The organism is Pseudomonas turukhanskensis (assembly GCF_027922365.1).
Taxonomy (GTDB): domain Bacteria; phylum Pseudomonadota; class Gammaproteobacteria; order Pseudomonadales; family Pseudomonadaceae; genus Aquipseudomonas; species Aquipseudomonas turukhanskensis.
In genome coordinates this window covers 392,255-412,528 of record NZ_BSFN01000002.1, presented here as the reverse complement: position 1 = coordinate 412,528, position 20,274 = coordinate 392,255, and the positions used below count along the sequence as shown (strand labels likewise).

General features: G+C 62.4%; 18 protein-coding genes and 1 riboswitch. Of the genes, 16 read left to right on the top strand and 2 right to left on the bottom strand.

The features are described from left to right. Positions 1-110: 110 nt before the first annotated feature. Both PKE98_RS05765 and PKE98_RS05760 read left to right on the top strand, forming a co-directional pair. Positions 111-1,700, top strand: a complete 1,590-nt coding sequence (locus PKE98_RS05765; protein WP_271194308.1) for a malate:quinone oxidoreductase — start codon at positions 111-113, stop codon at positions 1,698-1,700. 137 nt (positions 1,701-1,837) lie between these two features. Beyond that, positions 1,838-2,251, top strand: a complete 414-nt coding sequence (locus PKE98_RS05760; RefSeq protein ID WP_271194307.1) for a hypothetical protein — start codon at positions 1,838-1,840, stop codon at positions 2,249-2,251. A gap of 51 nt (positions 2,252-2,302) precedes the next feature. On the opposite strand, the gene PKE98_RS05755 is transcribed toward PKE98_RS05760, so the two are convergent. Continuing rightward, positions 2,303-2,566 carry a DUF2188 domain-containing protein gene (locus PKE98_RS05755; protein WP_271194306.1) on the bottom strand — a complete coding sequence of 88 codons (264 nt, stop codon included), beginning with the start codon at positions 2,564-2,566 and terminating at the stop codon, positions 2,303-2,305. A gap of 329 nt (positions 2,567-2,895) precedes the next feature. Between PKE98_RS05755 and PKE98_RS05750 the strand changes: the two genes are divergently transcribed. Continuing rightward, complete coding sequence (locus PKE98_RS05750) at positions 2,896-3,063, top strand: con-10 family general stress protein (protein ID WP_108099367.1); 168 nt, start codon at positions 2,896-2,898, stop codon at positions 3,061-3,063. Positions 3,064-3,197: 134 nt separating this feature from the next. Here the strand turns inward: PKE98_RS05750 and PKE98_RS05745 are convergent, their stop codons facing one another. Then, positions 3,198-3,647 carry a hypothetical protein gene (locus PKE98_RS05745; protein WP_271194305.1) on the bottom strand — a complete coding sequence of 150 codons (450 nt, stop codon included), beginning with the start codon at positions 3,645-3,647 and terminating at the stop codon, positions 3,198-3,200. Positions 3,648-3,968: 321 nt separating this feature from the next. After that, positions 3,969-4,074, top strand: a riboswitch (guanidine-I (ykkC/yxkD leader). A 53-nt stretch (positions 4,075-4,127) separates the two neighbouring features. Between PKE98_RS05745 and PKE98_RS05740 the strand changes: the two genes are divergently transcribed. The 13 genes from PKE98_RS05740 (at position 4,128) to PKE98_RS05680 (ending at position 20,187) form a co-directional block, all read left to right on the top strand. Further along, entirely contained in the window at positions 4,128-5,195 is a 1,068-nt protein-coding gene (locus PKE98_RS05740; RefSeq protein WP_271194304.1) for a putative urea ABC transporter substrate-binding protein, read from the top strand. A 42-nt stretch (positions 5,196-5,237) separates the two neighbouring features. Then, positions 5,238-6,053, top strand: a complete 816-nt coding sequence (locus PKE98_RS05735) for an ABC transporter permease (protein ID WP_271194303.1) — start codon at positions 5,238-5,240, stop codon at positions 6,051-6,053. Further along, positions 6,050-6,853, top strand: coding sequence for an ABC transporter ATP-binding protein (locus tag PKE98_RS05730; protein WP_271194302.1), 804 nt, complete (start codon positions 6,050-6,052; stop codon positions 6,851-6,853). The genes PKE98_RS05735 and PKE98_RS05730 overlap by 4 nt, the downstream gene beginning before the upstream one ends. Before the next feature lie 2 nt (positions 6,854-6,855). Continuing rightward, a complete protein-coding gene (locus PKE98_RS05725; RefSeq protein WP_271194301.1) occupies positions 6,856-7,584 on the top strand; it encodes an urea amidolyase associated protein UAAP1 in 729 nt (242 codons plus the stop codon). Positions 7,585-7,594: 10 nt separating this feature from the next. Next, positions 7,595-8,230 (top strand): urea amidolyase associated protein UAAP2, encoded by a 636-nt coding sequence (locus PKE98_RS05720; RefSeq protein ID WP_271194300.1) that lies wholly within the window; start codon positions 7,595-7,597, stop codon positions 8,228-8,230. A gap of 258 nt (positions 8,231-8,488) precedes the next feature. Beyond that, on the top strand, positions 8,489-12,199 hold the full coding sequence (locus PKE98_RS05715) for an urea carboxylase (RefSeq protein ID WP_271194299.1): 3,711 nt from the start codon (positions 8,489-8,491) through the stop codon (positions 12,197-12,199). A gap of 212 nt (positions 12,200-12,411) precedes the next feature. Continuing rightward, positions 12,412-14,214 carry an allophanate hydrolase gene (atzF, locus tag PKE98_RS05710; RefSeq protein WP_271194298.1) on the top strand — a complete coding sequence of 601 codons (1,803 nt, stop codon included), beginning with the start codon at positions 12,412-12,414 and terminating at the stop codon, positions 14,212-14,214. A 154-nt stretch (positions 14,215-14,368) separates the two neighbouring features. After that, positions 14,369-15,850 (top strand): sensor domain-containing diguanylate cyclase, encoded by a 1,482-nt coding sequence (locus PKE98_RS05705; protein WP_271194297.1) that lies wholly within the window; start codon positions 14,369-14,371, stop codon positions 15,848-15,850. Next, positions 15,840-16,049, top strand: a complete 210-nt coding sequence (locus PKE98_RS05700) for a cysteine-rich CWC family protein (RefSeq protein WP_271194296.1) — start codon at positions 15,840-15,842, stop codon at positions 16,047-16,049. Before PKE98_RS05705 ends, PKE98_RS05700 begins: the two co-directional genes overlap by 11 nt. Positions 16,050-16,137: 88 nt before the next feature. Further along, positions 16,138-16,830: a 16S rRNA pseudouridine(516) synthase gene (locus PKE98_RS05695; protein WP_271194295.1), complete on the top strand. Its 693-nt coding sequence runs from the start codon at positions 16,138-16,140 to the stop codon at positions 16,828-16,830. 233 nt (positions 16,831-17,063) lie between these two features. Continuing rightward, a complete protein-coding gene (locus PKE98_RS05690) occupies positions 17,064-18,095 on the top strand; it encodes a L,D-transpeptidase (protein ID WP_373877810.1) in 1,032 nt (343 codons plus the stop codon). Positions 18,096-18,206: 111 nt separating this feature from the next. Continuing rightward, positions 18,207-18,899: a murein L,D-transpeptidase catalytic domain family protein gene (locus tag PKE98_RS05685; protein ID WP_373877816.1), complete on the top strand. Its 693-nt coding sequence runs from the start codon at positions 18,207-18,209 to the stop codon at positions 18,897-18,899. A gap of 415 nt (positions 18,900-19,314) precedes the next feature. Next, on the top strand, positions 19,315-20,187 hold the full coding sequence (locus tag PKE98_RS05680; RefSeq protein ID WP_271194294.1) for an alpha/beta fold hydrolase: 873 nt from the start codon (positions 19,315-19,317) through the stop codon (positions 20,185-20,187). Positions 20,188-20,274 lie beyond the last annotated feature (87 nt).

The window sequence follows — 20,274 nt, the reverse complement described above, 5'->3', positions numbered from 1 at the left end:
CCTTCGCCGCGTAAAAAACCGCTGCAACCCCCGCCCTGCGGCGCCTTGCCGCACCTGGCCCCGGTCTTGCTCTACGCCGTCTGGATAGCAAACTGGAAATGGTTGAACTGATGAAAAAGCTGTTGTTAACCCTCGTCTGCCTGGTGTTCACCGGCTGCTCGAAAACCCCTCCCGCCGAAAAAACCGTCGATGTGCTGCTGATCGGCGGCGGCATCATGAGTGCCAGCCTGGGCACCTACCTCAATGAACTGGAGCCGGGCTGGACCATCGACGTTTACGAGCGCATGGGCCAAGTGGCCGAAGAAAGCTCCAACCCCTGGAACAACGCCGGCACCGGCCACTCGGCCTTCTGCGAGCTGAACTACACCCCGGAAAATGCCGATGGCAGCATCGACATCAGCAAGGCGGTGGCGATCAACGAGTCGTTCGAAATCTCCAAGCAGTTCTGGGCCTACCAGGTTGAGCACAAGGTGCTGAACAACCCGACGTCCTTTATCAACAACGTGCCGCATATGAGCTTTGTCTGGGGCGACGACAACGTCAGCTACCTGCAAAAGCGTCACGCGGCCCTGCAACACAGTTCGCTGTTCCGCGGCATGGAGTTCTCCGAAGACCCGGCGCAGATCAAACAGTGGATTCCGTTGGTCATGGACGGCCGCGCCGCGGACCAAAAAATCGCTGCCACGCGCATGCCCATCGGCACCGACGTGAACTTCGGTGAAATCACCCGCCAGCTGTTCGCCTCGCTCACCACCCGGCCGGGCGTGGCGCTGCACCTGCAACATGAAGTGCGCGACATCAAGCGCAACGACGATGGCACCTGGAACGTGGTGGTGGCGGATTTGGGCAACGGCGAGGCACTGAAAAGCGTTAACGCCAAGTTCGTGTTTATCGGCGCCGGTGGCGGCGCCCTGAAGCTGTTGCAGAAGTCCGGTATTCCCGAAGCCGACGGCTATGCCGGTTTCCCGGTGGGCGGTGAATTCCTGGTGACCAAGAACCCGCAAATCGTCGCCCAACACCAGGCCAAGGTGTACGGCAAGGCCTCGGTGGGCTCGCCGCCCATGTCGGTGCCGCACCTGGATACCCGCGTGATCGATGGCCAGAAGGCGCTGCTGTTCGGCCCGTTCGCCACCTTCTCCACCAAATTTTTGATCAATGGCTCGCTGTGGGACATGTTCAGCGCCATGACCTTGCACAACCTGATGCCGATGGCCAATGCCGGCCTGGATAACACCTCGCTGACCACCTACCTGGTCGGTCAATTGATGCTGAGCCAGGACGACCGCATGGCCGCCTTGCGCGAATACTTCCCCGAAGCCAAGGACGCCGACTGGGAACTGGTGCACGCCGGCCAGCGTGTGCAGATCATCAAGAAAGACCCCGAGCTGGGCGGCATTCTGCAGTTCGGCACCGAGGTGGTCAGCGCCAGCGACGGCAGCATTGCCGCGTTGTTAGGAGCCTCGCCGGGTGCGTCTACGGCTGCGCCGATCATGTTGTCGGTGCTGGAAAAGACCTTCAAAGCCAAGGTGCAGACGCCCGAGTGGCAGGCCAAGCTCAAGGAGATCATTCCGTCCTATGGGCGCAAGCTGAACAACGACCTGGAACTCACCAATAGCACCCGCGCCTGGAGCAGCGCGCGCCTGAATCTGCCGTTCGTGCAGGTGCAGCCCGATAGCGACCCGATGGTCGACGCACTGTAAATCCCCGCCCCAGCATGCGCCGGCCGTCCTGGCCGGTGCTTTGGCGTCGCCCTTGCGGTGTTCGCGCTTGCGAGGCCAGGGCTTGAGCGGCACACTGCCCGCTCGCAGGCACATCGCCGCAACAACTGGAGAGACCCATGCCTGTAATGGATACCGACAAGCGTATGGCCGCCCGCGCCTTTGTTCTCGGCCATGCCGACGCGCTGAGCTGCACCGTTTACCGCCTCGATGAAACCGACCCGGAAGCCGAAGAAGAAGACCTTGGCGACGGCAAGGTGTTGTTCGCCGGCCAATTCAACGCCCCGGCCGAATGGGATGCAGAAGCCCGTGACGACTTCTTTGGCGATGCCGACCCAGGCCTGTTTTTCAACGCCTATATCGAAAGCGAAGCCAAACCCGGCAGCAAGGCGCACTTCAGCGCCGAAATTGGCGACTACGTGGCCGCCCTGCCCGGTTTAGGTGAAGTGGTGATGTATTACGTGTACGACGCCGTGGAAGACGAAAGCGGCCGCCTGTGCGTGTTGATTCGCGACGAAGAACAACCGGCGTAACGATCCGCCGCTCTATCGCAACGGCGGATATCGTCTTCGACGATATTCGCCCTACGCTTCTCCCTTGTCGTTGGCTGACTCCGATTCCTGCCACTTGGCCCACTGCCGAGGCACGACCTTGCCGGCCTGGTAGGTCTGCTCCACCGTGGTGCCATCTTCGTTGTGAATAATCAGCACGGCATCCTTGCCGCGTAGAAAACGCTCGGTTTCCTGTATCAGACGCCCTTTGGTCAGGGCACGTTTGGACGGGCGCGTGGCCCCTTGCTTGATCAGTTGCCAACCCTCTGGCACACGGTTGATGTGGTAGTCGCCCATGCTGCATTTATCCCTGAATGTCACTGCCGCCCACACGCCTAGTGCGCCGGGCTGTGAAGTATCCGAGCGAAACGCTGTAAGAGCAGTTCCGTATAGGGGATGAGCGGTCGTTTTAGTGCAACTGAATTGCCCCGCCTTAGTTGCACAAATCCATTAACGCAAGCGCAGCGGCCGAATCAAAAGTTTGCCCGGAAGTTGCACTTTAATATCAAAAAACCGTTTGTCGCCAATGACTTAATTTGACCGAACGATATCAGCCAAGGGCCTTCAGAGTTCGTGTAAGGCCCATTAGGGTTTTGCTACTACTCATTGAACGAGGAGAAACCAAAATGCCTACCAACAAAAACCCCGGTAATTTCGCCAACGATCGAGCGAGGGCCTCGGAAGCTGGACGCAAGGGTGGACACAACAGTGGCGGCAACTTCGCCAACGACCCGCAGAAAGCCTCCGAAGCCGGCCGCAAGGGTGGCCAGGCCAGCCATGGCGCCAGAGGCTGACCGCCTTAAATCGCCAGTTGTTGTATGTGCCTTGATTCACTAGCCCGAAGCAGTAGCAGCGCTTGGCTAGCTGAATCCAGCAAGGGCCCGCGAGAGCGGGCTTTTGTTTGTCTGCTTATTAATGGCGCGAATCGTCAGCGGTTTTGCCGGCGGTCCCAACGCGTGTCATGACCACGGTTGTCGCTACGCGCAGGGCGCGAATCGCCACGGCCATGTTCGGCATCCCGGCGGCGGGCCTGCTGGTGACGGTCCGGGGTGCGACCGGGCGCTTGGTGATAGCCACGCGGCGGTTGGTTCCAGCCTTGCTGCACCGGGGCGCGATGCGGGGCGTGATGCCGGGGTGGCGGCGCCGGCACGTAATACCGTGGCGGCGGTGCGCGATACACAGGAGGCGCCGAGTAGTACCGAGGGGCCGAGTAATAGCGCGGCGCCGAGTACACCTCATAGCTGTAGGGCGCGCTGTACACGTTGCCGTAGCCGCCGCGGCCATAGCCACGGTCGTAATTGTCGTCGTAGTCATAACCCGCACAACCAGCCAGAAACAGGCCCATCAGGCCCAGCAGCAGGGTTTTGTAACGCATCATGGCAGCCTCCAGAGACCGCACGGGAACCGAGGGGCGAATGCCACTCATTGGGTGCTCCCGAAGTCTTGGACAGCACAGAAAGTGTCCCGCTTGCTGTAGGGAAGTTCTTATTCCATTGCCAGTTATTTCAGAAGCGCACCAAAGCGCAGCACCCTGCCCGCCCTCGCCTTTTTTTCGCGCACGGTTCTGCACGCCTCTAACCGGCCTCTGCACCCGAGCCCCCGTGATTGCCGGGCCGAGCGAACTTGGCACGGCTCTCGCTTTAGCCTTGGCGTGCAGGAATCACCCATGCCAAGGCCTGGGTACGCGGCACCACAATTTGCAATGGATGACTAGGGTTCCGGCTAGCGCTTAAAACGCTCAGTGACTGGTCCGAGAGTTATCGACCTCCAGTGAGGTTACACGGCGGGACAAAAGCCCGGGAGACGAACGCCAAGCCGCGTTGCGCCTGCCCGCTTTTTCTCGAACTGGAGGTTTTTAATGCGCAAGTCCCTGCTTTCCGCCCTCGTTCTATCCGGCCTTGCCGCCGCCCTCAGTTTTAACGCCCAGGCTGCCACCAAAGACAAATTCAGCGTCTGCTGGACCCTCTACGCCGGCTGGATGCCATGGGAATACGCGGCCGCCGAAGGCATCGTCGACAAGTGGGCGAAGAAGTACAACATCGCCATCGACGTGGTGCAGCTCAACGACTATGTCGAGTCGATCAACCAGTACACCGCCGGCCAGTTCGACGGCTGCACCATGACCAACATGGACGCCCTCACCATTCCGGCTGCCGGCGGCGTGGACTCCACCGCCCTGGTGGTCAGCGACTTCTCCAACGGCAACGACGGCATCGTGCTCAAGGGCAAGGGCAAGACCCTGGCCGACCTCAAGGGCCAACCCGTAAACCTGGTGGAGTTGTCGGTGTCGCACTACTTGCTGGCGCGCGCCCTGGAAACCGCCGGCATGAGCGAAAAAGACCTGAGCGTGGTGAACACCTCCGACGCTGATATCGCCGCCGCCTTCAACACCAGCGACGTCAATTCGGTGGTCACCTGGAACCCCATGCTGGCCGAAATCAAAGCCCAGCCAGACACCACCGAAGTGTTCAACTCCAGCCAGATTCCCGGCGAGATCATGGACATGATGGTGGTCAACACCGCCACCCTCAAAGACAACCCGGCACTGGGCAAAGCCCTTACCGGCGCCTGGTTCGAAATCATGGAGTTGATGGCCACCGACAGCCCGCGCGCCACTGCCGCGCTGGAGCATATGGCCAAGGCCTCGGGTACGGACCTCGCCGGCTTCAAGTCGCAACTGGCGACCACCAAGCTGTTCTACACCGCCAAAGACGCCCTGACGTTCGCCACCAGCGCGCAACTGCCGGACACCATGAGCAAGGTGGCGAACTTCTCCTTCGCCCATGGCCTGCTCGGTGAAGGCGCCAAAGACGCCGGCGCCGTGGGGATGAGCTTTGCCAAAGACAAGGTCACGGGCGATGCGGACAACATCAAGCTGCGCTTCGACCCGCGCTACGTGCAGATGGCGGCGGATGGCACGTTGTAAACGTGCCCGTCCTTTCAATCGCGACCCTTTGAAGAGCCTGCCATGCGCCTGATCAATCGCCACCCGGACGGTGCCGGACGACTGCTGCTGATTCTGCTGCCGTTCGCCCTGCTGCTGTTCGCCTACTTCACCGGTTCTGCGGCGCGGTTGGCAGACAACCCCAATGACAAGCTGTTGCCCAGCGCCGTGCAGATGAGCGATGCGGTCAAACGCATGGCCTTTACCGAAGACAAACGCAGCGGCGGTTATCTGCTCTGGCAAGACACCGCCTCCAGCCTGCAACGTCTCGGTATGGGGCTGGGTATCGCCGCCATCGTCGGCCTGTGCCTGGGCATTGCCGCCGGCACCCTGCCGCTGTTCAACGCGCCGCTGTCGCCACTTTTAACTGTGCTGTCGATGGTGCCCCCGCTGGCGATTCTGCCGATTCTGTTTATCGTTTTCGGCCTCGGCGAATTGTCGAAGGTGATGCTGATCGTCATCGGCATCACCCCGGTTTTAGCCCGTGACCTGGAGCAGCGGGCACGGGAAATTCCGCCGGAATTGCTGATCAAGGCGCAAACCCTCGGCGCCTCGACCTGGACCCTGATTCTGCGGGTGATTCTGCCGCAACTGCTGCCGCGCCTGCTGATTGCCCTGCGCCTGGTGCTCGGCTCGGCCTGGCTGTTTCTGATTGCCGCCGAAGCCATCGCCTCCACCGACGGCCTGGGCTACCGGGTGTTTCTGGTGCGCCGCTATATGGCCATGGACGTGATTCTGCCCTACGTGGCGTGGATCACCCTGCTGGCCTGGCTGATGGACCTGGGCCTCAAGCGCCTGACCCAGCTGGCGTTCCCCTGGTATGAAGGGGCGAAAGCATGAGCGCCTTCATCGAAGTCAAAAACGTCTGGCAAACCTACGGCGACCAAGTCGTTTTAGAGAACCTGAATATCAGCGTCGCCGAGGGTGAGTTCTGCACCCTGGTGGGCACCTCCGGCTGCGGCAAGTCCACCTTTCTGCGCCTGCTGCTGGGCCAGGAAGTGCCGAGCAAAGGCCAGATTCTGCTGGGCGGCAAACAGCTGGTCGGCGAGCCGGATTCCAGCCGTGGCGTGGTGTTTCAGCGTTACTCGGTGTTCCCGCATTTGTCGGTGCTGAACAACGTCGCCCTCGGCCTTGAATTGCCCCGCGCACCGCTGTTCGGGCGGCTGTTCGGCCAGGCCAAACGCGATGCTCGCGAGCAGGCGGCCGAGCTGCTGAAAAAGGTCGGCCTCGGCCACGCCCTGGACAAATACCCCACCCAGCTTTCCGGCGGCATGCAGCAACGTCTGGCCATTGCCCAGGCACTGATCATGCAGCCGCGCGTGCTGCTGCTCGACGAGCCCTTTGGCGCGCTGGACCCCGGCATTCGCAAAGACATGCACGAGCTGCTGCTGGAACTCTGGCGCGAGACCAAGCTGACGGTTTTCATGGTCACCCACGACCTCTCCGAAGGCTTCACCTTGGGCACTCGCTTGATGGTGTTCGACAAGGTCCGCCACGACCCGCATGCGCCGAATGCTTATGGCGCGCGCATCACCTACGACATCCCCTTAAACCCCGACCGCCGCGCCACCCGCGCCGCCGTCGAAGCCCTGCCGGCGCACGTCACCGGCAGCCTCCACGCTGTTTACCAAGGAGCCTGATCATGACCAGCGCGTTGAGCCTGCGCCCCAGCCTGTATGAAGAAACCGTACCGGGCGGCGGCCATACCTCGTTCGTTCTCAAGCGTGGCCAGTTGCTGCGCATTACCGATATCGAAGGCGGCGCCAATGTCAGCCTCATGCTGCTCAATGCCGCCGAAAAAAGTGAGCGCCTGAACCTGCCCGACAGCCTCAAGGGCCAGCACACCGCCAAGCTCACCGTCGGCCACTGCCTGTACTCGGACATGGGCCGCGTACTGGCTGCCATCACCGCCGATACCTGCGGCTGGCACGACAGTTTTGGCGGGGTACTGAACGCTGCCGAAGTGCAGGAAAAGTACGGCGCTGGCCGTTATCAGGAACTGCGCAATAGCTTCTTTCGCAACGGCGTGGACAACCTGCTGGTGGAAATGGGCAAGTGGAACCTCAACCTGCAAGACCTGCTGATGGTGCTCAACCTGTTCAGCAAGGTGACCGTCGACAGCGACGGCGCCTTCCACTTCGCCCCTGGCAATTCCAACGCCGGTGACTACTTAGAGCTGTACGCGCCGATGGACACCCTGGTGGTGCTCACCGCCTTGCAACACCCGATGGACCCCAACCCTGAGTACGCACCAAAACCGGTGCAACTGAACTGGAGCCAGGTCGCCGAAGACGGCATCAGCGTGCTGTGCCGCACCTCGCGCCCGGAAAACGGTCGCGCTTTCCACAACACCGAACGTCAGTACATTTGAGGGTCACGCCATGTCACTTACCCACAGCCCTCGTCATGAAGAAGCCGCCGTTTTCCGCGCCACCATTGCCGCGGGCGAGCCGTTCCTCAAAGAAGTGAAAGCCGGGCAAACCCTGCGCCTGCTCGACCTGGAAGGCAACCAGGCGGTCGACACCCTGTTCTTCAGCGCCAGCAACCCGCGCGAGCGCTACGACGTACAACGCACCCTGCGCAAACAGAACCGCGTGTACCTCACCACCGGCACCGTTTTGTACTCCAACCTCGGCAACCCGCTGCTGACCATTACCGCCGACACGTGCGGGCGCCACGACACCCTGGGCGGCGCCTGCGCCCAGGAAAGCAACACCGTGCGCTACGCCCTGGACAAACGCTATATGCACAGCTGCCGCGACAACTTCTTGCGCGCCAGCCTGCACGACGGGCGCCTGAACAAGGCCGACATCAGCGCCAACATCAACTTCTTCATGAACGTGCCGGTCACGCCCGAAGGTGGGCTGACCTTTGAAGACGGAATTTCGGCGGCCGGCAAATACGTCGAGCTGGTGGCGCATATGGACGTGATCGTCCTGATCTCCAACTGCCCGCAACTGAACAACCCCTGCAACGGCTACAACCCGACGCCGGCGGAGTTTTTGGTATGGGACTGATTCGGCGCTGCTTGTTTGCGCTGTGCCAGAGCCGGGCGGGTCAGGTATTGCGCCCCTCTCCCGCGTGCGGGAGAGGGGCCGGGGGTGAGGGCAAGGGGCAAACGCACCATCAAAGTCCCCCCACACCCTAACCCTCTCCCACGAAAGGAGAGGGAACTGACCCAGTTCGCAACAGCATGAATTTCCCCACCGTGGACGACCACGGTGCAGACCGAATACAGCGGGACGGCCCGCCTCCCCTTTCGAGGGCTTAACGCCATGTTCAACACACTGCTGATCGCCAACCGTGGCGCCATTGCCTGCCGCATTCTGCGCACCCTGCGTGCGCTGGATGTACGGGGTGTGGCCGTGTATTCCGAAGCCGATGCCGCCAGCCTGCATATTCAGCAGGCCGACGAGGCGTACAGCCTGGGTGAAGGCGCTGCTGCCGGCACCTACCTGAAGGTCGAGAAGATTCTCGCCGTGGCCAAACAAACCGGCGCCCAGGCCATTCACCCCGGCTACGGCTTTCTCTCGGAAAACGCCGCCTTTGCCGAAGCCTGCGAAGCGGCCGGCATTGTCTTTGTCGGCCCGACGCCTGAGCAACTGCGAGTGTTCGGCCTCAAGCACACCGCGCGCGCCCTGGCCAAGCAACATGGCGTAGCCATGCTGGAGGGCACCGAGCTGCTGGAAAGCCTGGACGCCGCGCTAATCGCCGGCGAACAGGTGGGCTACCCGGTAATGCTGAAAAGCACTGCCGGTGGTGGCGGTATCGGCATGCGCGTATGCCGCTCGGCGGCTGAACTGAGCGAAGCCTTCGATGCGGTAAAACGCCTGGGCCAGAACAACTTCAGCGACGCCGGTGTGTTTATCGAGAAATACATCCAACGCGCCCGTCACCTGGAAGTGCAGGTGTTTGGCGATGGCCAGGGCGAGGTGATTGCCCTCGGCGTGCGCGACTGCTCGGTGCAGCGCCGTAACCAGAAAGTGCTGGAAGAAACCCCGGCCACCAACCTGCCCGCCGGCATGGCCGAGGAACTCTGCGCCGCCGCCATCAAACTGGCCAAGGCGGTGAACTACCGCAGCGCCGGCACCGTGGAGTTTGTCTACGACAGCGAGGCCAGCCAGTTCTATTTTCTCGAAGTGAACACCCGCCTGCAGGTGGAACACGGCGTGACCGAACAGGTGTGGGGCGTCGACCTGGTGAGCTGGATGATTCAACTGGCCGCCGGTGATCTACCGCCACTGCAATCGCTGATCAAAGGCCTGATCCCAAAGGGCCACGCCATTCAGGCGCGTCTGTATGCCGAAGACCCGGGCCGCGATTTCCAGCCCAGCCCCGGCCTGCTGACCGCCGTGCAGTTCCCGCCGGCCGATGGCAGAACCCTGCGCATCGACACCTGGGTAGAAGCCGGCTGTGAAATTCCGCCCTACTTCGACCCGATGATCGCCAAGCTGATTGCCTGGGCGCCGACGCGCGAAGCAGCAAGCGCCGGCCTTTACAACGCCCTGGGCGACAGCGTGCTGTACGGCGTGGAAAGCAACCGCGACTACCTGCGCCAGATTATTCAGGACGCCCCGTTTGCCAGCGGCAATCCCTGGACCCGTTGCCTGGAGCAATTGGTATACAAAGCCGACACCCTCGAAGTGCTTGGCGCCGGCACCCAGACCACCGTGCAGGACTACCCCGGGCGCCTGGGCTACTGGGCCGTCGGCGTGCCGCCATCGGGGCCGATGGACAGCCTGGCGCTGCGTTCGGGCAACCGCCTGCTGGGCAACGCCGAGGGCGCTGCCGCGCTGGAAATCACCATGAGCGGCCCGACCCTGCGCTTTAACACCGACGCCGTGGTGGCGGTGACCGGTGCCGTTATTCCGCTTAGCCTGGATGGCGCCGCGCAAGCCATGAACACCGCCCTGCTGGTCAAAGCCGGCAGCACCCTGACCCTGGGCACCATCGCTGGCGCCGGCGCACGCAGCTACCTGTGCCTGCGCGGCGGCCTGCAAGTGCCGGATTACCTGGGCAGCAAAAGCACCTTTACCCTGGGCCAGTTCGGCGGCCATGGTGGCCGCGCACTGCGCGCCGGCGACGTGCTGCATATTCCCGCACTGAGCGACGACAGCCATGGCGCCAGCCTGGCTGCTGAGCTGTGCGAGCCATTGCCCGCCCTGCGCACCATCCGCGTCATCTACGGCCCGCACGGCGCACCGGAATACTTCACCCCCGAGTACATCGACACCTTTTTTGCCACCCACTGGGAAGTGCACTTCAACTCCAGCCGCACCGGCGTACGCCTGATCGGGCCGAAGCCGCAATGGGTGCGAGAGAGCGGTGGCGAGGCGGGGCTGCACCCCTCGAATATCCACGACAACCCGTATGCAATCGGGGCGGTGGACTTCACCGGGGATATGCCGGTGATTCTGGGCCCGGACGGGCCGAGCCTGGGCGGGTTTGTGTGCCCGGTGACGATTATCGAGGCGGACTTGTGGCAACTGGGTCAGCTTAAGGCTGGGGATAAGGTGCAGTTCACGCCAGTCGATATCGCGACAGCACGGTCGCTCGTCTCCCCTCTCCCGCTTGCGGGAGAGGGGCCGGGTGTGAGGGCAAAACAAACTCAGCTGCTCTGCTCCCCTCTCCCGCCTGCGGGAGAGGGGCCGGGGGTGAGGGCCAATGCCAGCACAATGCAAAGCCCCTCACCCCAACCCTCTCCCGCAAGCGGGAGAGGGGGCCGATTGGCGCTCGTTTCCCCCATCGTGCTCGACCTTGGCCAAGCCGATACCCGCCTGGTCGCCCGCCTCTCTGGCGACACCCACCTGCTGGTGGAAATCGGCGCCCCCGAGTTGGACCTGGTGCTGCGCTTTCGCGGCCACGCGCTGATGCAAGCCCTCGAAGCCAAGGCCCTGGATGGCGTCATCGACCTGACCCCGGGCATTCGTTCGCTGCAAGTTCACTACCAGCCGGAAACCCTCAGCCTCACCGACCTGCTGGGCATCATCGCCGGCGAGTGGGACGCGGTATGCGCCGCCCAGAACCTCGAAGTGCCATCGCGCATCGTGCACCTCCCGCTGTCCTGGGATGACCCGGCCTGCCAGTTGGCCATCGAGAAATACATGACCACCGTGCGCAAAGACGCCCCGTGGTGCCCGAGCAACCTGGAGTTCATACGCCGCATCAACGACCTGCCCAACCTCGAGGAGGTGTACCGCACCGTGTTCGAGGCCAGCTACCTGGTGATGGGCCTGGGCGATGTGTACCTCGGCGCGCCGGTGGCTACCCCGCTGGATCCACGCCACCGTCTGGTAACCACCAAATACAACCCGGCGCGCACCTGGACTGCCGAAAACTCGGTGGGCATCGGCGGCGCCTATATGTGCGTGTACGGCATGGAAGGCCCCGGCGGTTATCAGTTTGTGGGCCGCACCTTGCAGATGTGGAATCGCTACCGCGAAGTGGCTGCGTTCGACGGCAAGCCGTGGCTGCTGCGCTTCTTCGACCAGATCCGTTTCTATCCGGTGAGCGCAGAAGAGCTGCTGCAAATCCGCAAGGATTTCCCCCTGGGCCGTTACGACCTGCAGATCGAACACAGCGTGCTCAACCTGGCCGACTACCAAGCCTTTCTGGCTCAGGAAGCCGACACCATTGGCGCCTTCCGCCGCCAACAGCAGGGCGCGTTCAACGCCGAACGCGAACGCTGGATCGCCAGCGGCCAGGCGCACTTTGACAGTGAAGAAGCGGTGGCCGAACCGGGTGAAGACGCACCGCTAGCAGCCCGCCAACACAGCATTGAAAGCCATATTGCCGGCAACCTCTGGCAGGTGCAGGTGCAAGCCGGGCACAGCGTGAAAGCCGGCGATGTGTTGGTGATTCTCGAGTCGATGAAAATGGAAATTCCGCTGCTCGCGCCCCGTGACGGGGTGGTGAAAGAAGTGCGGGTGCAGCCGGGCTCGGCGGTGCGCGCGGGGCAGCGGGTTGTTGTGCTGGAAGAGAGCTGATTGAGCTCCCCTCTCCCGAGCGCGTGAGAACGGCCGGGGGTGAGGGCAAAACAAACCCAACTGCTCTGCTCCCCTCTCCCGCGTGCGGGAGAGGGGCCGGGGGTGAGGGAAAAGGCCAGACGCAAAACCCAAACCCTCTCCCTAGCCCTCTCCCGCAAGCGGGCAGAGGGGACTGATCGCGTTTTGCCGGAAACTTTTTAAGGAGCCACCTAATGAACCACCCATACGACCTGCGCCTAGGCGCCGTCAAAGCCGCGTACCTCGCCGGCACCACCACCCCGCGCCAACTCATCGGCGCCCTGCGTGAACAGGCCGCAGCGCTGAGCCCCGAATTCAATCTGTTTATCCACCTGCTCACCGAACAAGAGCTGGAGCCCTACCTCGCCGCCCTTGACGGCAAAAACGCCGACAGTCTGCCGCTGTTCGGTGTGCCGTTTGCCATCAAGGACAATATCGACCTGGCCGGCATCCCCACCACCGCCGCCTGCCCGGCCTTCGCCTACACGCCGAGCGAATCAGCAACCCTGGTCAAGCAATTGCTGGCCCTCGGCGCCGTGCCACTGGGCAAGACCAACCTCGACCAGTTCGCCACCGGCCTCAATGGCACCCGCTCGCCCTACGGCCCGTGTCGCAACAGCGTGCACCCGGACTATCCGTCAGGCGGCTCCAGCGCTGGTTCCTCGCTCGCCGTGGCCCTGGGCCTGGCCAGCTTTTCGCTGGGCACCGACACCGCCGGCTCTGGCCGCGTGCCGGCGGCGCTGAACAACCTGGTCGGCCTCAAAGCCACCAAAGGCCTGATCTCCACCGCCGGTGTGGTGCCCGCCTGCCGTACCCTGGATTGCGTCACCTACTTCACCGCCACCGCCCGTGAGGCCAGCCAGCTACTGGGGCTGACCGCCACCCTGGACCCGGCCGACGCCTATAGCCGCAAAAATCCGCTGTGGAACGATGCCAGCGCCTTTGGTTTGCCGCGCAAAGGCTTCCGCTTTGGCGTACCCAAACAGCTGGAGTTCCTCGGTTGCCCCGAGAGCCCGGCCCTGTTTGGCGCCACCATCAAGCACCTGGAAGCGTTGGGCGGTGTGGCCGTCGAACTGGACTTCGAGCCCTTCGCCGAAGCTGCGCGCCTGCTCTACGAAGGTCCGTGGGTGGCCGAGCGCTACAGCGTCGCCGGCGAGCTGATCGAAGCGCAGCCCGATGCGGTATTGCCGGTGATTCATGCCGTGCTGTCCAAGGCGCCGGGCACCACTGCCGTGGAACTGTTCCGCGCCCAGTACCGCCTGCAAGAGCTGAAAGCAATTTGCGACCGGGCCATGGCCGAATTGGAATGCGTGCTAACCCCGGCTTATCCACGCCCGGTCACCCTGGCCGAGCTTGCAGCCGAGCCGGTCAAGCGCAACTCGGACCTGGGCTACTACACCAACTTTATGAACATGCTCGACTACGCCGCCATCGCGGTGCCAGCCGGCTTTATGGCCAATGGGCTGCCGTGGGGCGTGACCCTGTTCGGGCGGCCCTTCACCGACCAGTACCTGCTGAGCCTGGCCGAAAGCCTGCAATGCGAAACCGACTTGCCGCTGGCCGGCGAACGCAGCCTGGGCCTGACCGCCCCCACCACCCTCGCCCGCCACGACCTGGCGCGCGTGGTGGTGTGCGGCGCGCACTTGGATGGCCTGCCTCTGAACTGGCAGCTCAAGCAACGAGGCGGCCGCTTGCTTCAGGCCACACAGAGCTCGCCCGACTATCAACTCTGGGCCCTGGCCGGCGGCCCGCCGCTGCGACCGGGCATGATGCGGGTGGCCGAAGGCGGCGTGGCGATTGAAGTGGAAGTGTGGGAGCTGCCTAGTAGCGAGCTGGGCTCGTTCCTCACCGGCATTCCGGCGCCGCTGGGCTTGGGCAAGGTGCAACTGGCCGACGGCACCTGGGAAAGCGGGTTTATCTGCGAGCCCTATGGGTTGGCGGGGGCGACCGATATCAGCCACTTCGGCGGATGGCGGGCTTACCTGAAAAGCAAATAACGGCCGCTAAAAGCTCGAGGCTGAAGCCTCTCCTACAGGTTCGCCGCCCACTTGTAGGAGAGGCTTGAGCCTCGATTCCTGGAAAAGGCGAAACCAAGCTGACGGAAAATCCATAGCAAGCTAGCATGGCGCATCCCGTCAGAGCCGCTCGTCCATGCCGTTACACCAGCCCCAAACTGCCCAGCGCTACCTCGTCCTGGTGTTATTGCTGCTGCTTGGCAGCGGCTTTCTGGCCACTTCGCTGGTGAGCTACTACGCCTCGCTGGCTTCGATTCGCAGCAGCATCGTCGACACCGAACTGCCGTTGACTTCCGACAACGTCTATTCAGAAATCCAGAAGGACCTGGTTCGGCCCATCCTTATTTCCTCGATGATGAGCCGCGACACCTTTGTGCGTGACTGGGTGCTCAGTGGCGAAAACGACGTGGATCAGGTCACCCGCTACCTGGCCGAAGTGCAGGCCCATTACGGCGCCTTCACCAGCTTTTTTATCTCGGAAAAAACCCACCGTTACTACCAGGCCAAAGGCCTGCTCAAGAGCGTGCGTGAAGACGAGCCGCGCGACGTCTGGTACTTCCGCGTGCGCGACATGGCCAAACCGTACGAGATCAACGTCGATGTGGATATGGCCAACCAGGACCGCCTGACCTTCTTCATCAACTACAAAGTCACCGACTACAACGGCAATTTTATCGGCGCCACCGGCGTGGGCCTGACCGTGGATGCGGTGGTCAAGCTGATCGACACCTACCAGCAGCGCTATGACCGCGCGGTGTACTTTGTCGATACCGAAGGCAAGATCGTGCTCACCGGCGCAACCGGCGGGCCGATGGGGGCCAAGGTGGGCCAGGCGCTCAAGGACGTACCGGGCCTGGACGAACTGGACAGCAAGCTGCCGAAACCGCAAAGCGGCACTTTCACCTATCAGGAACATGGCCGCGGCCACTTCCTGAACGTGCGCTACATTCCGGAACTGAACTGGTACCTGTTCGTCGACAAGCACGAAAACAACGCCCTGGCCGCCGTGCGCAAAACCCTGTACCTGAACCTGCTGATCTGCGTGGTGATCACCGCCCTGGTGCTGTTTCTGGTGCGCCTGGTGCTGCGCCGTTACCAGGCACGCATCAGTGCCCTGGCCACCACCGACACCCTGACTAAACTGCCCAACCGCCGCGGCTTCGACATTCTCGCCAACCAGGCCTTGCAGGAAGCCCAACGTGAGCAAAAGCCGCTGGCCACGTTGATGATCGACCTCGACAACTTCAAAACCCTCAACGACACCCACGGCCACCTGGCCGGCGACGATGTGCTGCGCGGGTTTGCCGCCAATTTGCGCGGCAGCCTGCGGCAGGCCGACATCATGTGCCGCTGGGGCGGTGAAGAATTTATCGTGTTGCTCAAAGACACCGCCCCGGCCGCCGCCCAATTGATTGCGGAAAAAATCCGCCTGCTGGCCGAACAGAGTCGCTACCCGGTGGGCGAGTTGGTGTTGCAGGTAAACACCAGCATCGGCCTCACCGAACTGGCCGAAGGCGACACCCTGCACAGCCTGCTCGCCCGTGCCGACCGCGCGTTGTACCGGGCCAAGCAGTCCGGGCGCAACCGCGTGTGCGTGGAACCTGCCCATGTCGGCTGACACCGACCGCTGCCCGCTGTGTGGGCAGCGCAACCAGTGCACGCAGGCGGACCCGGCGAGCAGCGGCGATGACTGCTGGTGTTTCACTACGCCCATCTCAGCCCAAGCCCTCGCGCGGCTGACGGAAGAACAGATCGACAAAAGCTGCTTGTGCCCGAGTTGTGCACGAGTTGTACCGCCCGATGATTATCCCGTGTAGGAGCGGCTTCAGCCGCGATGCGCTTGATCCAAAGCATCGCGGCTGAAGCCGCTCCTGCAGAGACCTCATTTCACTCGTCAAGAACCCCATGCGCCTCGACCGCCTGCTCGCCAACCTCCCCACAGCCAACCGCTTCGACGCCCGCCAGCAACTGGCTGCCGGGCGAGTAAAAGTGGACGGTATCGTGGTGCGCGACGGCCTCCTGGATATCCGCGAATTCCAGCGGGTAGAGCTGGATGACACCCTGCTGCAGGCCGGCAAACCGGCGCTGTATTTCATGCTGCACAAACCGGCCGGGTACGTCAGTGCAACCGAGCATGACCAACACCCGACCGTGCTCGACCTACTGCCCGAAGCTGCCGAACACAACCTGCACCTAGCCGGGCGCCTGGACCTGACCACCACCGGCCTGCTGCTGTTGACCAACGACGGGCACTGGTCGCGTCGAGTTACCCAGCCCACGAGCAAACAGCCCAAGGTGTACTACGTGGAAACCGAGCAGGTGATCACCGCTGACTACATCACGGCGTTCGCCCAGGGCATGTACTTCGCCTTTGAGGACCTCACCACCCTGCCCGCTGGCCTGGAAATCCTTACGCCTCACAGCGCACGGCTGACGCTGTATGAGGGCCGTTACCACCAGGTGAAGCGCATGTTCGGGCATTTTCAGAACAAGGTGGTGCGGCTGCACCGCGAAAGCGTCGGCCCACTGGTGCTCGACGCCGCATTGGCCCCCGGCCAATACCGCGCCCTGACCGCAGACGAGATTGCGCGGTTGTAGCTCCACGGCGTTTACGCGCCCATCGCCCGGTGCGCATAGCACACCCTACAAGATCAACAGCCGACCGATTTTCCGCTTTTGTAGGGTGTGCTATGCGCACCAAGGCGTACACGCGGTAATCGCCCGCTGCGCGGACCGGCCCACCCGACAAGAGCGGTTGGCCGACGAAAAAAATCGGGACTAAAGTCGCTACCAGGGGCTCCAACCCTAACCAGTCGTTGTGGAGGGCCGGTATGAAGGCGCTGTCGTTGTTTATGGGTTCGCTCGTGGTAATCAGCCTGATGGGCGCCGTCACCCTGCCGCCAACCTTGGCACCGCTGCCCTCGGCGCAGGACCTGCGCCAGCAGTTGCAAGACCTCAAACCGGGCCAGTTTCTCTGGTACCCACAGGTGTCCCCGCAAGGCCCCGTGACCGTGGTGGTGAGCCTCACCGAGCAGCGTGCCTACGTGTACCGCAACGGCATTGCCATTGGCGTCAGCACCGTCAGCAGCGGCAAGAAAGGCCGGGAGACGCCAACCGGCGTATTCAGCATTTTGCAGAAAAGCGTCGAGCACAAATCCGACCTCTACAACAGCGCGCCCATGCCCTATATGCAGCGCCTGACCTGGGATGGCATTGCCCTGCACGCCGGCAACCTGCCCGGCTACCCCGCCTCCCACGGCTGCGTGCGGCTACCGATCGAGTTCGCCAAGAAGCTGTTCGAGACCACCGGCTTCAGCTCCACCACCGTGATCGTCTCCGACGCCCATAGCGCACCGGTAGAGGTCTATCACCCCGGCCTGTTCGCCCCCTCCGTCAGCGACGGCAAACCGGTGGCCACGGCGGTGCTGAGCGGCGACACCTTCTGGAATGACCCCGGCGAAAGCGCAGGCCCCCTGTCGGTGCTGATCAGCCGAGCGGACCTGCGCACCTACGTGTTTCGTGGCGGCCAACTGGTCGGCAGTGCACCGGTGGTGGCGCTGGACAGCAACCAGCCCCATAGCGGCATGGCGGTGTTCTCGCTGCTGGAAAAACCGTCCACGAATGAGCTGCTGCCGGCGCAGCCGCTGCATTGGTCGGCCATTCAGGTCAGCAATCCGGAATACGGCAACTCGCCGCGCGAGCAACTGGGGTCCTTGAACGTGAACCCCGACTTTCTGAAAAACCTGCATGCCGCCATGGACGTGGGTACCACCCTGGTGATCACCGATCTGGCCTCCACCTCGGAAACCCGCAGCAACGGCAACTTCACCGTCATCACCACCGAAGCAGATAAAGGCAAATAACCGCTGGTCAAAAAATGATCGGAAGCATGCCGCCAATTGTGCACAATGCCCGCGCACAATTACTCAATCAGGGTTTTCTGCTTGTTTATTCAGACCATTTGGGGAAGCGCCCTGCGGCGCTGTGCGGGCCTGTGTGGCCTGCTCGTAATCACCACCAGTTTCGCCACCAGCGCGCAAACGCTGCCAAGCGCCACGGACCTGCAACGCCTGGCTCCCAGCGCCAACCTGACCGCACTCAAGCTCGCCCTCACCGCTTACCAGTGCGCTAGCGTCAGCGACCCGAACAAACTGCTCACCGTGATCGACTACTCCAAACCCTCGCGGGAAAAACGCCTGTGGGTGTTCGACCTGGCGCATAACAAACTGCTGTTCGAAGAGTGGGTCGCCCACGGCAAAAACAGCGGCGAAGACATGGCCACCTCGTTCTCCAACGTACCCAACAGCTACCAGAGCTCCATCGGCCTGTACCAGACCGGCGTCACCTACAGCGGCAAACACGGCCGCTCGTTGCGCCTGGTGGGCCTGGAGCCAGGCTTCAACGACAACAGCCAGTCGCGCGCCATCGTCATGCACGCCGCCGCCTACGCCGACCCGAAAGTAGTACCCGGCCTCGGCCGTCTGGGCCGCAGCCAAGGCTGCCCCGCCGTGCGCCCAGCGATTGCCGGCAAACTGATCGACACCCTGAAAACCGGCAGCTACGTCTTCGCCTACTACCCACAGAAAAAGTGGCTCGACACCTCTCGCTACCTCGGCGCGCAAAGCTGCCCGAGCACCGGCGAAACCCTGGCCGTGCTGCAAAAGTAAAAGCGGAGACAGGCGCGGCAACCGGTCACTCATCGGACCGGCCGCGCCAGAGCGTTTTAATTACCGAAAAAGACCCCGCCCACGCTTGCAGCTGAAAACTCCAAGTGCTTAACTCGAATCACAAGGTCAGAGCGTGACTTACCAGTCACAGCGACCATCTAAGCACGTCCCCGGTTACTGGCGCTGTGCGCCAATTGGATTCCTGCCTGGTTCACCCGTCTTTTCACACGCGTTCCCCGCGCGGTGTGGCAGCTGCGTTGTTCGATCCTAACCGCTTTAAAAACAATAACTTATAAATTTTCATGGCTGACATTCAGTTGTCATGTCCAGGCGTTTTGCTGTCTGCCCTACACGGCTCTTTTCAGCGGCTACCCCGCTTATGTGAGCACTACCTTGCGCCAAGGAGGAAGACGACATGAGGCCAGAAACCGCAGTCGTTCATGCATACAGTCACAATGTGCACACCGAGTACTACGCTAACCCGGCGGCGCGTAAAACCGTCATCCTGGTAAACGGCTCGTTGGCCACCACCGCCTCATTCGCGCACACGCTCAAATACCTGACACCGCAATTCAACGTGGTCTGCTACGACCAGCCGTACGCCGGCCAGTCCAAAGCCCACAACGCCCACGTGCACCCGCTGAGCAAAGAAGACGAAGCAGAAATTCTGCTCGAGCTTATCGACCACTTCGACGCCGACTACCTCTCCTCGTTTTCATGGGGCGGCGTGGCCTCTTTGCTGGCCCTCGCGCAGCGGCCCAAACGCATCGAGAAAGCGGTGGTCAACTCCTTCTCACCGCTGCTCAACGAGCCCATGCTCGATTACCTCGAAAAAGGCCTGTACTACCTGCAGACCATGGACCGCGACAACATGGGCCACCTGGTGAACAACACCATTGGCAAACACCTGCCGTCGTTGTTCAAGCGCTACAACCACCGGCACATCAGCAACCTGCACGACCACGAATACCGGCAGATGCACGCCCATATCCACAAGGTGCTGCACCTGGACACCCACTGCCACATGGCCTGCCTGCACAGCATCAACACGCCACTGCTGTTCATCAACGGCGAGCACGACGAATACACCACAGCCACCGATGCGCGCCTGTTCGGCAACCACCTCAACGACTGCCAGTTCACCACCGTGACCAATGCCGGGCACTTTCTCGACATGGAACACAAAGGCGCCTGGCAACAGACCCAGAACGCCATGCTCGGCTTTTTGCAAACCGGCAACCAACACCGCCGCCCCGTGCACGACACCACCACCGCCATCGCGGTATGAAACCGTGTGAATTGTCCGCCCGCCGTGAAAAATATTGCCCTGTTATCACGGCGGGCTTCAATTCCCCGCCGGCTTCTGGTACAACGT

Bases quoted from the DNA above. Each gene is read 5' to 3' on its own strand.
- PKE98_RS05735 (WP_271194303.1), top strand. From the start codon at position 5,238: ATGCGCCTGATCAATCGCCACCCGGACGGTGCCGGACGACTGCTGCTG.
- PKE98_RS05690 (WP_373877810.1), top strand. From the start codon at position 17,064: ATGAAGGCGCTGTCGTTGTTTATGGGTTCGCTCGTGGTAATCAGCCTG.
- PKE98_RS05695 (WP_271194295.1), top strand. From the start codon at position 16,138: ATGCGCCTCGACCGCCTGCTCGCCAACCTCCCCACAGCCAACCGCTTC.
- PKE98_RS05745 (WP_271194305.1), bottom strand. From the start codon at position 3,647: ATGATGCGTTACAAAACCCTGCTGCTGGGCCTGATGGGCCTGTTTCTG.
- atzF (WP_271194298.1), top strand. From the start codon at position 12,412: ATGAACCACCCATACGACCTGCGCCTAGGCGCCGTCAAAGCCGCGTAC.
- PKE98_RS05715 (WP_271194299.1), top strand. From the start codon at position 8,489: ATGTTCAACACACTGCTGATCGCCAACCGTGGCGCCATTGCCTGCCGC.
- PKE98_RS05680 (WP_271194294.1), top strand. From the start codon at position 19,315: ATGAGGCCAGAAACCGCAGTCGTTCATGCATACAGTCACAATGTGCAC.
- PKE98_RS05765 (WP_271194308.1), top strand. From the start codon at position 111: ATGAAAAAGCTGTTGTTAACCCTCGTCTGCCTGGTGTTCACCGGCTGC.
- PKE98_RS05705 (WP_271194297.1), top strand. From the start codon at position 14,369: ATGCCGTTACACCAGCCCCAAACTGCCCAGCGCTACCTCGTCCTGGTG.
- PKE98_RS05725 (WP_271194301.1), top strand. From the start codon at position 6,856: ATGACCAGCGCGTTGAGCCTGCGCCCCAGCCTGTATGAAGAAACCGTA.
- PKE98_RS05730 (WP_271194302.1), top strand. From the start codon at position 6,050: ATGAGCGCCTTCATCGAAGTCAAAAACGTCTGGCAAACCTACGGCGAC.
- PKE98_RS05720 (WP_271194300.1), top strand. From the start codon at position 7,595: ATGTCACTTACCCACAGCCCTCGTCATGAAGAAGCCGCCGTTTTCCGC.
- PKE98_RS05740 (WP_271194304.1), top strand. From the start codon at position 4,128: ATGCGCAAGTCCCTGCTTTCCGCCCTCGTTCTATCCGGCCTTGCCGCC.
- PKE98_RS05755 (WP_271194306.1), bottom strand. From the start codon at position 2,566: ATGGGCGACTACCACATCAACCGTGTGCCAGAGGGTTGGCAACTGATC.
- PKE98_RS05760 (WP_271194307.1), top strand. From the start codon at position 1,838: ATGCCTGTAATGGATACCGACAAGCGTATGGCCGCCCGCGCCTTTGTT.
- PKE98_RS05750 (WP_108099367.1), top strand. From the start codon at position 2,896: ATGCCTACCAACAAAAACCCCGGTAATTTCGCCAACGATCGAGCGAGG.
- PKE98_RS05700 (WP_271194296.1), top strand. From the start codon at position 15,840: ATGTCGGCTGACACCGACCGCTGCCCGCTGTGTGGGCAGCGCAACCAG.